The 12,544-nt window shown below is 43.5% G+C and carries 16 protein-coding genes; 5 read left to right on the plus strand and 11 right to left on the minus strand.

What is annotated here, in order from left to right; all coding sequences use genetic code 11:
* Positions 1 to 2: 2 nt before the first annotated feature.
* The 3 genes from I2D69_RS09620 to I2D69_RS09630 all read right to left on the minus strand — a co-directional run bounded on the left by I2D69_RS09620 (position 3) and on the right by I2D69_RS09630 (position 2,178).
* A complete protein-coding gene (locus I2D69_RS09620; protein ID WP_227198969.1) occupies positions 3 to 677 on the minus strand; it encodes a hypothetical protein in 675 nt (224 codons plus the stop codon).
* The gene (locus tag I2D69_RS09625; protein ID WP_173718703.1) at positions 674 to 1,135 is read right to left on the minus strand and encodes a zinc-finger-containing protein; all 462 of its coding nucleotides are present in this window, start codon (positions 1,133 to 1,135) and stop codon (positions 674 to 676) included. Before I2D69_RS09625 ends, I2D69_RS09620 begins: the two co-directional genes overlap by 4 nt.
* Before the next feature lie 83 nt (positions 1,136 to 1,218).
* Entirely contained in the window at positions 1,219 to 2,178 is a 960-nt protein-coding gene (locus I2D69_RS09630) for a S1 RNA-binding domain-containing protein (protein ID WP_195379828.1), read from the minus strand.
* A gap of 451 nt (positions 2,179 to 2,629) precedes the next feature.
* Here I2D69_RS09630 and I2D69_RS09635 point away from each other — a divergent pair, with 451 nt between their 5' ends.
* Together I2D69_RS09635 and I2D69_RS09640 are read left to right on the plus strand one after the other, a co-directional pair.
* Complete coding sequence (locus I2D69_RS09635; protein ID WP_173718701.1) at positions 2,630 to 2,953, plus strand: type II toxin-antitoxin system Phd/YefM family antitoxin; 324 nt, start codon at positions 2,630 to 2,632, stop codon at positions 2,951 to 2,953.
* The gene (locus tag I2D69_RS09640; RefSeq protein WP_177968286.1) at positions 2,950 to 3,285 is read left to right on the plus strand and encodes a type II toxin-antitoxin system RelE/ParE family toxin; all 336 of its coding nucleotides are present in this window, start codon (positions 2,950 to 2,952) and stop codon (positions 3,283 to 3,285) included. The genes I2D69_RS09635 and I2D69_RS09640 overlap by 4 nt, the downstream gene beginning before the upstream one ends.
* Before the next feature lie 228 nt (positions 3,286 to 3,513).
* Here the strand turns inward: I2D69_RS09640 and I2D69_RS09645 are convergent, their stop codons facing one another.
* The 8 genes from I2D69_RS09645 to I2D69_RS09680 all read right to left on the minus strand — a co-directional run bounded on the left by I2D69_RS09645 (position 3,514) and on the right by I2D69_RS09680 (position 9,682).
* Positions 3,514 to 3,831, minus strand: a complete 318-nt coding sequence (locus I2D69_RS09645; protein WP_118580564.1) for a type II toxin-antitoxin system RelE/ParE family toxin — start codon at positions 3,829 to 3,831, stop codon at positions 3,514 to 3,516.
* Between the two features lie 2 nt (positions 3,832 to 3,833).
* Complete coding sequence (locus tag I2D69_RS09650) at positions 3,834 to 4,100, minus strand: type II toxin-antitoxin system prevent-host-death family antitoxin (RefSeq protein WP_173718699.1); 267 nt, start codon at positions 4,098 to 4,100, stop codon at positions 3,834 to 3,836.
* Positions 4,101 to 4,224: 124 nt separating this feature from the next.
* Positions 4,225 to 5,010, minus strand: coding sequence for a transglutaminase-like domain-containing protein (locus I2D69_RS09655; protein WP_173718698.1), 786 nt, complete (start codon positions 5,008 to 5,010; stop codon positions 4,225 to 4,227).
* Positions 5,011 to 5,222: 212 nt separating this feature from the next.
* Positions 5,223 to 5,732 (minus strand): Uma2 family endonuclease, encoded by a 510-nt coding sequence (locus I2D69_RS09660; protein ID WP_118580558.1) that lies wholly within the window; start codon positions 5,730 to 5,732, stop codon positions 5,223 to 5,225.
* Positions 5,733 to 5,926: 194 nt separating this feature from the next.
* Complete coding sequence (locus tag I2D69_RS09665) at positions 5,927 to 7,258, minus strand: threonine/serine exporter family protein (RefSeq protein ID WP_118580555.1); 1,332 nt, start codon at positions 7,256 to 7,258, stop codon at positions 5,927 to 5,929.
* A gap of 27 nt (positions 7,259 to 7,285) precedes the next feature.
* Complete coding sequence (locus I2D69_RS09670; protein WP_173718697.1) at positions 7,286 to 8,092, minus strand: DUF4866 domain-containing protein; 807 nt, start codon at positions 8,090 to 8,092, stop codon at positions 7,286 to 7,288.
* Between the two features lie 166 nt (positions 8,093 to 8,258).
* Positions 8,259 to 8,732 (minus strand): DUF2284 domain-containing protein, encoded by a 474-nt coding sequence (locus I2D69_RS09675; RefSeq protein WP_117849756.1) that lies wholly within the window; start codon positions 8,730 to 8,732, stop codon positions 8,259 to 8,261.
* 56 nt (positions 8,733 to 8,788) lie between these two features.
* The gene (locus I2D69_RS09680; RefSeq protein ID WP_118580549.1) at positions 8,789 to 9,682 is read right to left on the minus strand and encodes a LysR family transcriptional regulator; all 894 of its coding nucleotides are present in this window, start codon (positions 9,680 to 9,682) and stop codon (positions 8,789 to 8,791) included.
* 139 nt (positions 9,683 to 9,821) lie between these two features.
* Between I2D69_RS09680 and I2D69_RS09685 the strand changes: the two genes are divergently transcribed.
* The 3 genes from I2D69_RS09685 to I2D69_RS09695 are packed head-to-tail and all read left to right on the plus strand — an operon-like array spanning position 9,822 to position 12,486.
* Entirely contained in the window at positions 9,822 to 11,123 is a 1,302-nt protein-coding gene (locus I2D69_RS09685; RefSeq protein ID WP_195379829.1) for an adenylosuccinate synthase, read from the plus strand.
* Complete coding sequence (pyrB, locus tag I2D69_RS09690; RefSeq protein ID WP_173718695.1) at positions 11,120 to 12,061, plus strand: aspartate carbamoyltransferase; 942 nt, start codon at positions 11,120 to 11,122, stop codon at positions 12,059 to 12,061. The genes I2D69_RS09685 and pyrB overlap by 4 nt, the downstream gene beginning before the upstream one ends.
* On the plus strand, positions 12,061 to 12,486 hold the full coding sequence (locus I2D69_RS09695; protein ID WP_118580543.1) for an aspartate carbamoyltransferase regulatory subunit: 426 nt from the start codon (positions 12,061 to 12,063) through the stop codon (positions 12,484 to 12,486). The genes pyrB and I2D69_RS09695 overlap by 1 nt, the downstream gene beginning before the upstream one ends.
* Positions 12,487 to 12,544: the final 58 nt, after the last annotated feature.

A 12,544-nucleotide genomic window follows, 5' to 3' on the forward strand; every position in this document is an offset into this window, starting at 1 on the left:
TCCTAGTGTAGCTTCATAACTTCCAGGAGTTTCGGAATCACATAACAGGCAATCATTCCTGCCACAATGCAGACTTCGATATTTGGTTTTCGAAGGTTCCATACCTCCTGGTTCTTCGTTCCAATGATTCTGGTTTTTCCGGGAACATTCCAGCGGAGCTTCCTATAAAACTCCGTAAACCTCTGATGATTAAATCCAAACGAGCGGACAAGGAAGATCGTCCGGTCCTGCTCTTCCTCGTCCAGAAGGAAAAAGCTCTCCCGGTTTTCGTTTTCGTCCAACACAATGTAAAATTCCGGGATTCCTCTGCGACTGCCTTCTACGATTCTATCAATCTCCTCATAAAAGATCCGGCAGCACTCATAATGCCCGTTTTTTTCCGGCTGGCAGACTGCCAGACTGAATTCATCCAGCTCCATGTAACAGACTTCCGCTTCCATGATTCTTTTACTGATTTTGTTTGACTGCCTTAGAAGAAGAAAAATCCCAAGGAAAAGTGCCGCACACAGATATATGAGATCCCAGCATCGGATCTGGAAAAACAGAAAATAAGCCGCGATTCCCTCTATAAGGGAGCCTGCTCCGATCAGTACAAAATACCGTTCCCTTAGATCCATCAGGTGGTAGACATCTTCCTCATCCGCCTGCATACGCAGGATATTTTTTCCATTTCTCATGCTGCCATTATTTTCTTCTCGCAGGAAGAACTTCGGTTCGTTTTTGCATATTGTTCCATAAGTGTATTACACTCCCGAATAGTTTCCTCACACCGGTACTCGGAGAACATTCCAATGTGCATGTCCTTTTCCCGCAGGCACAGGCGGTTCTGCAGCCAGATATAAGCACCATGTTTGGTCATGATGCCAGCCTGTACCACCTTATTTAACGCCCGGTGTGCTTCAATCCGTTTATGGCGAAGATCCCCATTTGCCAGAGTTCCCATAGGCCGCATACTCTTTTTATGGACTCCAATATAAGAATCACAGGATGGGTAACCACTGCAAACATACAAATAGTTATCAGGATTTAAATTACGCTCACCATAAACATACTCTGCTGGACGCAGCACCGCCAGCCCGCCACAGTAGGGACAATACAGTTTTTCATTCTGCTGTTTTTTCTTCATTTTTGCCATTTCATTCGTCTCCTTTCCTGTTTGTCCCGATTTTAAAAAAATCGCATTTTCTGTGTCAATAGGATTTTCGTTAGTTTTAATTTTTATTTATATCTTTTAATCAGCCTTGTGATAATCCCTTCTGCGACTTCGTAATTATCGTTAATTCTGGTCACTACAATTCCGATTTTATCTCCCTTTCCCGGAAGGGTTGGCATGTTGCACGAATATGCCACGGCATTCACCCCGATATCAAGCCTCATAAAATACGTGCCTTTATAAACTTCTGTGATCACACCTGTGTACTTGCCCTGACGGTGGCATTTCCGAAGATTATCTTTATTGAGATTGGCCGTCGGGGTTTTGGCATCCACTTCCACGCTAATCTGTTCTGGTTCCTGACCATCTACTTTATTAACCATAACCTGGACAAGGTCACCAACCTGGAATTTTTCACTGGCATCCAGCATCCACTCCCAGGCCATATCACGCGCCCGGACGGATACTTCCACACCAAACACCTCCAGGCGTACTACTTTTGGTGCTACTGCGATCACCCTGGCTTCTGCGATTCTTCCGGGATACAGGAGCGGCTTCTCCCCTTCTTCTCCAATGTAGAAAGTCTGACGCTTTTTCAGCATGGCATCCTTTCGTGAGGCTACCACACTCCGGCTTTTGGTATCCAGATCCTTGATAATGAAATCAATGTCACAGCCAAGCATGTTGTTGGCAATACGAACCTGGCGGTTTAAGGTGTCTGCGTTCTCCCGGCCGTCTCCGCTTAAGTTAATCATCATTTCATTCATCGGGATGATAATACGAAAACCGTTGTAATAAGTTACTGCAACCATCCAGCCGCTTTCCAGCTTCTCAATACCACCAAGCTGGCCTGTGAGTACCTTTCTGGTACGGTGTGCATTAAGTAGCTGGTGCCATCTGGTATCCTCCTGCTCCTGTGCGCTCTCCACCTGTGCGTCAACGTCGATTGTTAAGACACCTTCATAGGCTGCGCGTGGAATTTCTTTTTCCGTTACTTCTTCAATTGCTTTTTTTGTGTTCGCCATGTGTTGCCCTCCTATTATTTATACGACAAGAAGGCACAAAAAAAGCAGCCTGCATAAACAAACTGCTTTTTCGTGCCTTCTTTTTACGAGTACCATTCTATTATAAAGAGAATCTGAAGTCAATATTATGGATGTTGCAATCGTGTCGCATTTTAGTTGCAAATAAATACACTTGCTAATATTGGCTGCAAAAATCTTCAAAAGTTCAAGCCTAATAAATTTTTTATTCCAGTAAATTCTTATAACCAATCTCCCAGGTAATTATTTATCTCCTAAATTTCACTATTTTTTAGAAGATATTTCAATCATTAGGAGATAAAATCACCATCACCCGAAAGGCAATACCTAAAGGATTCCATTTCGCGTATATTTATCAGTAAATATATTGATTAATTAGTTGATATTTTGCAGGTATCTGCTATAATACAAGTAAAGAAAGGAGTTGACGATTATGGCATCTGTTATGAGTGCAATTAAAAATACGGTTCCGATCAGCCAATTTAACCGTGGCCTTGCTGGAAAAATTTTTGAAGATGTGAAGCAGAGTGGTGCTAAAGTCGTAATGAAAAACAACGTTGCAGAATGTGTTCTCATTTCCCCTGAAGAATACGTCCGTCTAATGGATGAGGTAAATGATGCTCGTCTTCTTGCCGTTGCTTCTGAACGTATGGCACACTTTAATCCTGCCACTTTAATTTCTGAGGAAGAAATGAACCGCCGTCTTGGTATTACAGAAGACAATCTTACCGGTTTTGACGAGGTAGACATTGAATGAATTGGAAACTAGAATACCTTCCTGAAGCAGAAAAAGACTTAAAAGACCTAAATGGAAGTCAGCGTATTCTTGTTCTGAAGGCCATCAAAAAAGTTCAGCAAAATCCACTGCCTGTTGAAGAACAAGGTTATGGAAAACCGCTTGGTAATCACAGCAGTACTAATCTTGCCGGACTTCTGAAAATCAAACTCCGCTCTGCTGGTTTGCGTGTTGTATATCAGCTTCGCCGTACCGAATCGTCTATGATGATTATTGTAATCGGCGTCCGAGCAGACGAAGAAGTATATGAAATTGCTCAGAAAAGAGCGAATAAACACAATCTTTTTGATTAACCTGCACCTTTTTAAGTGATTACATTCATCTGTATAAAGCTTTTGTTAATACACAAGCAATTACCGTGAACCACCGATACCCCTTATAGTTCTTTCATACTATTTCAATTGAATCACAATGTACCCATAAAAAATGCAGGGATGCTCACCTCCAGCGATACATCTCTGCATTTTTAGATATGTTGCAATCATGTCACATTTTAGTTGCAAATAAGTACAACTGCTGGTTCAACGGATGAGCCAATTATACTCTTTTCTACAGTCTAAAATGTAATCCACATAAACTGTATCATCCTCAATTTGATATAAAATCAAATACCAGTTTTTCACAAACATTTTGTGATATTTATTACATGGAATATAAGGTTCATTCAAAAAAGGAAAACGATTTGGACTATACGCTAATGAACGCATTGCTTCCATTAATTCTTTTTTCTTATTTCTTGCGGCATCCTTATCTACCTGTGCCAGAAAGCGAATATGTACTCCAAGCATTTGCTTCGCCCGGTCCGATACGATAACTTTGTATTTTCTTCTTTCTGACATTTTCATCCCTCTTCTATTATATTATCAAGATAACTGTCCAATTCATCAAGACTGCATCCTGTTCTTCCTGCCAGACGATCCTCTTCAACAGCAAGCAGTTCTTCTCTTAATTTCAACATTTTCTCCCGTCGGTTAAAGGATTCAATATCCATCACCACAAGATCACCTTCTCCATTTTTTGTCAGAAAAACAGGCTCTGAAGATTTACGGCAAAGATCTGCAATCTCATTATAATTTTGTCTAATAGCAGCTGATGGACGAATGTTCATAAGATCACCTCTCGCTTTCATAGTAATATTATATACATATTATAATTTTATTATGCTATATTTGTCAATACCAATTACAGACCTATTCCATTTCTGCACCAGCTTCTCTATTTTCATTCTGAAATCATCTTTCAATCGTAAAATGAAATACCAGCTGTTCCTGATCCTCAGCTGAGGTTCTTAAGGATCTTCGAATTCCGGTTGTATCTGCAAAAGTTCCACCGTAAGCATCTACCTTGATCCATTTACCGTTTACCTTTACTTCATTCCACTGGTGTGTCCAGCTGCCGGCATTCACATGCCGTACCGGAACATTCGCAGCCTCACAAAGCAGTGTGTACGCTTTTGCATATCCTGAGCAGGCTGCTTTTTTCATTACCAAAGCTGCATAAGCTTCATTTCCATAATTCTTCTGGTAGGCTTCTGAAGACTGGTTTAACTGCCAGGAACAATGCTCGGTCAGATACCGGAACAATACAAAAGCCCGCTCCTTTGCATTCAGATCCGCAGCCACATATTTTTTTACGATTTTCTTTGCTTCTTTCTTGGCCAGATTAAGGCGTTTGGATTTATTCGGCTCTTTTACGGTCACTTTACATTTCAGGGTACGTTTTCCCACTTTTGCACAGATGTATGCTGATCCACCCTTTTTTCCAGTTACTTTTCCAGAAGCCGAAACAGATGCAACGGATTTTTTAGAAGAACTCCATTTTACTTTCTTTTTGCTTCCCGATACTTTCAGCGACGTGGAAGCTCCCCGATAGATGGTAACCGCCGATTTGTTCAGTTTCACTTTTGCAGCCTGGACATCCACTGGCCTTATAAAGCTTCCAAGGAACAAAACTACCAATGCCAGCCAAACAACTACGAATTTCTTCTTTCCTGTGTTACATTTTTTTGCTTTTCTCATCGCAAACCCTCCATTTTCGAAACCATTTCCTGTTGCAGTTCCAATGTAGCAATTTGATTTTTTCTGTGTCAATAGGATTTTTGAAAAAAATATTTTCAAATAAAAAAGTGATTCACTATTTTGCAAATCACTTTTACAATTCTTATTTATAATCAAATATCCTTTTTTCGCAATTTCACCTATCACATTTATTGCGGTCTTGGTTACAAGCACTAATCAATTTCTTCAAATAATTCGTCAAAGGTAATCTTTATCTTTGGAAAATGAAGCAGTTGTAACTCATCCTTATTTTCTTCTGTGACTGTTTTTAAAAGATAGTATTTGGGAATCTCCCCCTCATAATCCAGTTCATAGATTTCAACTGTTTTTTTACGCCAGTCAACGATCCAATACTCTTCAATCTCCTGCTCACAATACAGCTGCATTTTCTCTGTCCGGTCATAATTTTCTGTTGATGGTGACAAAACCTCCATAACAAAACGTGGCGCATCTGTAAAAGTGTTTCCACGCCTTGATTTCGTACGGCAGTTTATGGAAGCATCCGGAATCACAATCTTGTTATTGCCCTGGTTATCTTTGAAACGGTATTGCACATTATCCGAATATACATAGCAAGTACTATTTTTTAACTGGTGCCTGACCGCTGCAACAAAATTTACAATTACAGCAGAGTGCTCTGGTGTAGATCCTTCCAGATCTGTTATTTTAAGATCCCAATCCATATTTCACCCTCCTGCATTTTACAATATAAAGAACTTCTTGTTTTCTCTAAATTCCACTCTTCTCTATTAAAAGAAAAGAATTATTTTTGTCTCCTCCATTATAGCATCCTCCCTGTAGATTGGAAAAGTAATTTTTTTTAAGATTGGTGCATAAACAGGGGTGTTGGCCCTCCGTGACTCGCTTTTTGCACCTGTCAGGTACAATACCGAAACGCCTTATCTGTTAAAATCCTTGCAAAGATTAGTCCAAGCGGAAGCGCTGCAATGATCAGAAGTGCAGCTGCAAACCAGGAGGCAGACACAGATAAGGACATGATTCCAAGATTATAAAATCCACGGTATAAATAAAGCCCCGGTACCATGATCACAATAGAAGGAACGGTAACGGAAATCCTTGGGTAGCCCACCTTATTTTTCAGAAGGGAGGCCAGAAGCCCGGCTGTCAGAGCTCCGATAAATGCGGTCACTGCCGGAGGTAAGGCGGCAAGATCCACAAGCTCCAGCCGCAGGGTATTTGCAACCGCCCCAAGCACTGCTGCAGAACAGGCAAGCCTTACCGGACTGTTAAACATGATGGAGAAACCGAACACGCCGAAAAAGCTTGCAATAAGCCGTGTGAGGATCCACATTGCAACAGGCATATGGATCTTTATGAAATCCACCGGCTGTAAGTGAAGAAGCATAGCCATGATCCAGGCAGACATAGTGGCTACCAGAACAATAATCAGTGCATAAGTAAGCCGTTCCATACCAGAACGCATATCCAGTTTTGCCAGGTCGATTCCGCTGGTAATAAAGGGAAAACCAGGGATGATAAAAAGCATGGCACAGATATATCCTGCTTCATGCTGAATGGAAATCCCAAACAGGATTTCCCCTAATTTTAATAATCCTGCATATACAAAGCATGCCAGGGAGACAGAGGAAACAATGCCAAGGAACAGGGTAAAATGATGCTTGGTCAGCTTGCAGCGAAGGAAATTTCCAAGTCCTGCTCCAATAAAAGCACAAAACATCTCTACTGGTCCTCCGCCTAAAAGAAAGGTAAATCCACAGCATGCAATGGCGGCAGCCAGTCCCAGGGCAGCCGGGGAATAAAGGCCATGGATCCTTTCAATTTCATCCAGATAGCTGTGAAGCTCTTCCCCGGACATGTTTTTTCCCTCTGTTTCAAAATTGCGGATAAAATGCTCCAGCCGGTTCAGCTTTGACGTATTCACCCCTGTATTGGTAAGGCATAAAGACTGGGTAAAGCCATTTTCCCCATCAAAACAGGTGTACTCAATGGACATCAGTCCGATATCTGCGGTACAGGTAATTCCCATTGCTTCGGCCAGGGCATTCATGGAGCTTCGGACCCTCCAGGCTCCAGTCCCACAGGATAAAAACATGATCCCCACACGTCCGATAATGGAAGCCTTTTCGGTGATGCTTGCATTTATAACGGGAGTATTTTGGCCATTTTCATCGGTGTATTCATGCCACTCCACGTCCATGTGATTTTTTCTGATCATTTCTGGCTGCATAAGCCCACTTCCTTCCGAAAAGTCCCTTTATAATTTCAGGCTGTCATTTCCAGCTAGTTCCATCATCCGCTCCCTGCAGGCAAGGACGATCCCGTCAATTTCCTCCATATGCTGGAGCATTTTCTTTTCAAACTCATGGATGGGAAGCAGAACGCCAAGTTCATCAAAGGGTTTCTCAGGATTTTCCTTTTTTACACCGGTCTCCTGTCCGTAAAAGACCACTGCACGGGGTGCTGCCTGCTGGATCTCCTGGAAAGTCTTCCATACAACCGCATAAGCCTGCGCTTCTGTAAGCCCCAGCTTACAGGTATCCGGAAGTGCATAGAGGATTAAAATCCCACGCTGGCACTCTTCTTTTTCCTCTTTAATTTCCAATCCATCCGTGTAAGAGCGTACAATGTCATATCCATCTGCCAGATAAAGTCTGGATCTTGGTACGCATTCATGCCGGTCAAAGGTTTCCTTAAATTTTCCATAGTCATGGGCGGAAACCATCTTTCCAACATCTTTAAGAAGCTTCCCTTCCACATTGGTAAGAAGGACCGGATTCTCTCCTGCCTTTCCATGGAATTTTCTTGGGATCAGATAGGCTTCGCGGAGCAGATCAAACATACTTTTTCCGCACAATTCCAGAAGAAGGGCACTTACATCCCCGTTCTGGTAAGCGTGAAAGAGTACCTGCAAAAAGTGGTCCGGATCCTCATCCACCAGCATATGTTCATCATCCAGATACTGGTAAAACACTTCACGAAGTCTTCTTGATGCCTCCGGGGAAGCCAGGATTTTGGAAAAAATATCTTCTACAGCCTGTTCTCTTGGTAAAACTGTTTTCATACTAAAACGCCTCTTTTTCTGTTTGGATCATGATGAGAGCTGTACTTGTCTCTTTTCGGGAGGGATTATAGCATTGTTATAGTCATACCGCAATAGGATGAAAGGTTTCTCTTTCATATCATATTTTTATGTCTGCCATATCATTGACCGTTGTATGTGTTTTCCATTACAAGTTTCCATGAAATAAAATTTGTGAAAAATACCGTATCTTATCATCGGTCCCCCAGCAGATCATTCCCACCGCATCTGCCATTTCCTGGGCATCAACACAGTAGGCGGACATGCAGGAATGGTGCCTGTAAGGACCAGCGGACATGATCAGCAGGTCGGTATTTCCAGATTCCATTATTTTAGAGGCCAGCTGTTCGGTGAGTTTATTGTGCGCAAGCTTCGCCATTTTGTAGTCCATATCCTTGTTTTGTATCGTCTGGAGAATAAGCGCTTTTTCATAGGCGAATACCCTTTGTTTCATAGATTCTACTGTTCCGCATTCAGGTGGACAGGCGGGATTCACGTTGTAACATCCACACTGATTTTCTTCACAAAACTTTCGGTATTCCGGTTTGAACACAAGTTTTTGTGTATCCATGATTGCCGCATTTGAAAACCCAAGTTTTTTTGCTTCTTTGATGTAATCCATAGAATACCTCCTCCAAGTTTTTTACAACTCACTAAAATTTTCTCCATACGCTGGTTTTAAACCCGCCCAGCTACAATTGTGTTTTTTAATTCCCTTGCCGCAGCGCCCATAGGATGCTGGCTGTCATACACCAGACAGATCTGACGCTCCGGGATTTCGTCTTTTAGTGGGATCTGTACGATTTCTTTTTTCAGAAGGGAGGGCGCTGCCATTGGCTGGGGCAAAAAGGCAAGGCCAAGCTCGCATTTTACAAGCGGCAGGATCTGGTCCGCAGTGGCAGCTTCCGTATCCGGGGAAAGATCCAGGCCATGGGATAAAAATACACTGTTGTAAAATTTATAGGTCATAGTTTCCCGTCCAAGAGAAATCAGCGGATAGTTCTTTACCTCCCGAAGGGAAAGCTCCTGGCTTCCAAGCGCTGTAAAAGTGGTACCACCAACCAGAATCTCCTGGAAGGGCATGAGCATGATCTGTTTCAATGGGGAATCCACCTCTGCCGGAGTGGAAACTACTGCAAAATCGATCTTTCCGCTTTTTACGGATTCAATGGCTTCCGGGGTGGAATGGTTATAAAGCTTCAGCCGGATTCCCGGATAAGTCATATGGAAATTTTTTAATTTATCAAGCAGGAAAATATTCAAGGCAGTTTCGCTGGCGCCAATTGCTATACTTCCGTGGGAAAGCCCGGAGCTGTCCGCCAGCTCCTCTTCTGCAGCCTGAAACTGCTCCATTGCACCAAGCACATGGGTATAAAGCCGCTCTCCTTCCGGGGTAAGCTGTACACCGCGGTTAGTACGGATAAATAAAGTGGTATTCAGCTGCTGTTCCAGACAGTTCATGGCCCGGGTGATGTTAGGCTGGCTGTTGTTTAACGCCTGGGCGGCCTTGGTAAAGTTGTGGTATTTTGCCACATAATAAAAGATCTTGTAATACTCGAAATTTACGTCCATAATATTTTTCCTTTTCTTTTGGCATATCATATATTTATTCCAATTATATCAATTATAGTTTTTACTTATTCCTACGTCAAGCGTATTATGTACCCGAATAAAAAAGGGAAACAGGAACGTGTTTTCAAAGGAGGAACAAATGCTTACAGCAGTAACCGGTATAAACTGGGGCGATGAAGGAAAAGGCCGTGTGATCGATCTTTTAGCGGAGCAGGCAGATGTGGTAGTCCGCTACCAGGGCGGCAACAACGCAGGTCACACAGTGGTCACCGACCAGGGTAAATTTGTCTTAAATCTTCTCCCATCTGGTATCTTACATCCAGGTGTGGTATGTGTCCTCGGGGACGGAATGGTAGTCGATCTGGAACATCTTTCCCGGGAAATCCATGAAATAGAGAAAAAAGGAATCCGGGTTACACCGGATCATCTGAAGCTTTCAAAGCGTGCCACGATCTCCATGCCATGGCACAAGGTACAGGATGAGTTAGAAGAAAACCGGCTGGCAAAAACCGGCAGCGCCTTTGGCTCTACCCGCCGTGGAATCGCCTACGCCTACAGTGACAAGTACCGTAAGAAAACCCTTCGTCTTGGGAATCTGCTTCATTTAAAAGAGGATTCCGTAAAAGCCAGATTAAAAACCATGCTGGAGGCAAAAAACCTGGAGCTTGCAGGCTGCTATCATCAGGAGCCAATGTCTTACCCTGCTCTTCTCACCTGGTGTGAGGAACAGGCAGAACTCTTTGGCTCCTATATTGCAGACACGGGTGAGTTTCTGGAACAGGCACTGTCAGAGGGCAAAAAGGTAGTGCTGGAAGCCCAGCTTGGCGCCATGAGGGATATTGATTATGGTATTTTCCCCTATACCTCAAGTTCCTCTACCATTTCTGCCTATGGCCCGATCGGTGCCGGAATTCCGGGAAAATCCCTGGATCATGTGGTGGGCGTTTTAAAAGCATATTCTACCTGTGTTGGTGCCGGTCCTTTTGTAGCAGAAAAGGCAATGTCCGATGCCTGGGAAGAAGAGCTTCGAAAAGCGGGCGGTGAATATGGTGCTGCCACAGGCCGTCCCCGCAGGGTGGGACCGTTTGATGCCGTAGCCAGCCGTTATGGATTAAAATGCCAGAATGCAGATCAGATCGCACTTACCAAAATGGATGTCTTAAGTTCCATGAAAGAGATTCCCGTGATCACAGGCTACAAACGTGACGGTGTTGTGACCATGGATTTTGACCCTATGGATGAACTGGACAGCTTTGTCCCTGTAGTAGAAATGCTCCCGGGCTGGGAATGCGATATTTCCGGCTGCCGGACGTATGAAGAGCTTCCGGAGAATGCCAAAGCCTACATCCGTATCCTGGAGCAGCTTTTGAACCATGAGATCCAGTTTATTTCCGTCGGAGCCAGACGGGATCAGTTTTTAACAAAAGGAGCCTGGTTATGAGACATTTGATCGATCCACTTGATTTTACCCTTGAAGAAACTACAAAAGTTCTGGATCTGGCAGACCGCATTGCAGAAAATCCGGAAGTGTACAGCCATGTGGCGGATGGGAAAAAGATTGCTACTCTTTTTTACGAGCCAAGTACCAGAACACGTCTTTCCTTTGAATCTGCCATGCTAAGCCTTGGAGGAAAGGCCCTTGGCTTTGCTGGTGCTGAGCAGTCCAGTGCCACAAAAGGAGAAACGGTAGCTGATACCGCCCGGGTGGTAAGCTGCTATGCAGATATCATTGCAATGCGGCATCCCAAGGAAGGCGCTCCCCTTCGTGCCTCCATGTATGCCACAGTGCCAGTAATTAATGCCGGGGATGGCGGTCATAACCATCCAACCCAGACACTGATTGACCTTATGACTATCCGTCAGAGGAAAGGTCATCTGGATCATCTGACAGTTGGCTTTTGCGGGGATCTGAAATTTGGACGCACCGTACATTCCCTGGTAAACAGCCTGGTACGTCATCCTGGAAACGAGTTTTACTTCATCTCCCCGGAGGAACTTAAGATCCCGGATTACGTGATGGAAGAGACCTTAAAGCCAAACCATTCTTTTTACAAAGAAGTCACCAGCCTGGAGGAAACCCTTCCCAAGCTGGACGTGCTCTATATGACAAGAGTTCAGAAAGAACGTTTCTTTAACGAGGAAGATTATGTCCGGTTAAAGGATACCTATATTTTAAACCGGGAAAAATTAAATCTGGCACAGCCGGATATGCCGGTTCTCCATCCTCTCCCAAGGGTGGACGAAATTGCCACAGACGTGGACCAGGATCCAAGAGCCGCTTATTTTGACCAGGTGCAGAACGGAAAATATATCCGTATGGCATTGATCATGGCTCTGCTTGAAATCCCGGATCCGCTGACAGGAAGGACGGTGCTGTAATGTTAAAGATTGAATCTATCCAAAACGGAATTGTGATCGATCATATCCCGGCTGGAAAAGGAATGGATATTTACAAGCTTCTGGAACTGGACTCCCAGAAACAGTCCGTTGCCCTTTTGCAGTCTGTAAGAAGTGAAAAATACGGCTGTAAAGACCTGATTAAAATAGAGGGGCTTACAGAGCCTGAGCGTCTGGAAGTCCTTGGTTACTTAAATGAGGGTGTCACGCTGATCGTGATCCGTGATGGAAAAGTGGTAAAAAAATACCACCCTGTTCCGCCAAAAACGTTAAAGAATGTAATCAAATGCAAAAATCCCCGCTGCATTACCAGTACGGAAGCAAACTGTGAGCACATCTTCAAACTGTCCTCCAGTGGAAAATATAGATGTATTTACTGCAACCAGGAAGCTTCCCTCTTAAGATAAAGAATAATACATCCTCCCTTGTATATCGCTTAAGAGGAAAATACCCTTTAGGTTTATT

It is taken from the genome of Ruminococcus sp. D54t1_190329_F1 (assembly GCF_015551645.1).
In the GTDB taxonomy this organism is placed as follows: Bacteria; Bacillota; Clostridia; order Lachnospirales; family Lachnospiraceae; genus Blautia_A; species Blautia_A faecis.

What these genes read in the sequence shown, in the direction of transcription:
- I2D69_RS09625 (WP_173718703.1), bottom strand. Translation starts at nt 1,135, where the DNA reads ATGGCAAAAATGAAGAAAAAACAGCAGAATGAAAAACTGTATTGTCCC.
- I2D69_RS09645 (WP_118580564.1), bottom strand. Translation starts at nt 3,831, where the DNA reads ATGTCAGAAAGAAGAAAATACAAAGTTATCGTATCGGACCGGGCGAAG.
- I2D69_RS09660 (WP_118580558.1), bottom strand. Translation starts at nt 5,732, where the DNA reads ATGGATTGGGATCTTAAAATAACAGATCTGGAAGGATCTACACCAGAG.
- I2D69_RS09680 (WP_118580549.1), bottom strand. Translation starts at nt 9,682, where the DNA reads ATGGACGTAAATTTCGAGTATTACAAGATCTTTTATTATGTGGCAAAA.
- I2D69_RS09630 (WP_195379828.1), bottom strand. Translation starts at nt 2,178, where the DNA reads ATGGCGAACACAAAAAAAGCAATTGAAGAAGTAACGGAAAAAGAAATT.
- I2D69_RS09655 (WP_173718698.1), bottom strand. Translation starts at nt 5,010, where the DNA reads ATGAGAAAAGCAAAAAAATGTAACACAGGAAAGAAGAAATTCGTAGTT.
- I2D69_RS09640 (WP_177968286.1), top strand. Translation starts at nt 2,950, where the DNA reads ATGAATTGGAAACTAGAATACCTTCCTGAAGCAGAAAAAGACTTAAAA.
- I2D69_RS09685 (WP_195379829.1), top strand. Translation starts at nt 9,822, where the DNA reads ATGCTTACAGCAGTAACCGGTATAAACTGGGGCGATGAAGGAAAAGGC.
- pyrB (WP_173718695.1), top strand. Translation starts at nt 11,120, where the DNA reads ATGAGACATTTGATCGATCCACTTGATTTTACCCTTGAAGAAACTACA.
- I2D69_RS09695 (WP_118580543.1), top strand. Translation starts at nt 12,061, where the DNA reads ATGTTAAAGATTGAATCTATCCAAAACGGAATTGTGATCGATCATATC.
- I2D69_RS09650 (WP_173718699.1), bottom strand. Translation starts at nt 4,100, where the DNA reads ATGAACATTCGTCCATCAGCTGCTATTAGACAAAATTATAATGAGATT.
- I2D69_RS09665 (WP_118580555.1), bottom strand. Translation starts at nt 7,258, where the DNA reads ATGCAGCCAGAAATGATCAGAAAAAATCACATGGACGTGGAGTGGCAT.
- I2D69_RS09635 (WP_173718701.1), top strand. Translation starts at nt 2,630, where the DNA reads ATGGCATCTGTTATGAGTGCAATTAAAAATACGGTTCCGATCAGCCAA.
- I2D69_RS09675 (WP_117849756.1), bottom strand. Translation starts at nt 8,732, where the DNA reads ATGGATTACATCAAAGAAGCAAAAAAACTTGGGTTTTCAAATGCGGCA.
- I2D69_RS09620 (WP_227198969.1), bottom strand. Translation starts at nt 677, where the DNA reads ATGAGAAATGGAAAAAATATCCTGCGTATGCAGGCGGATGAGGAAGAT.
- I2D69_RS09670 (WP_173718697.1), bottom strand. Translation starts at nt 8,092, where the DNA reads ATGAAAACAGTTTTACCAAGAGAACAGGCTGTAGAAGATATTTTTTCC.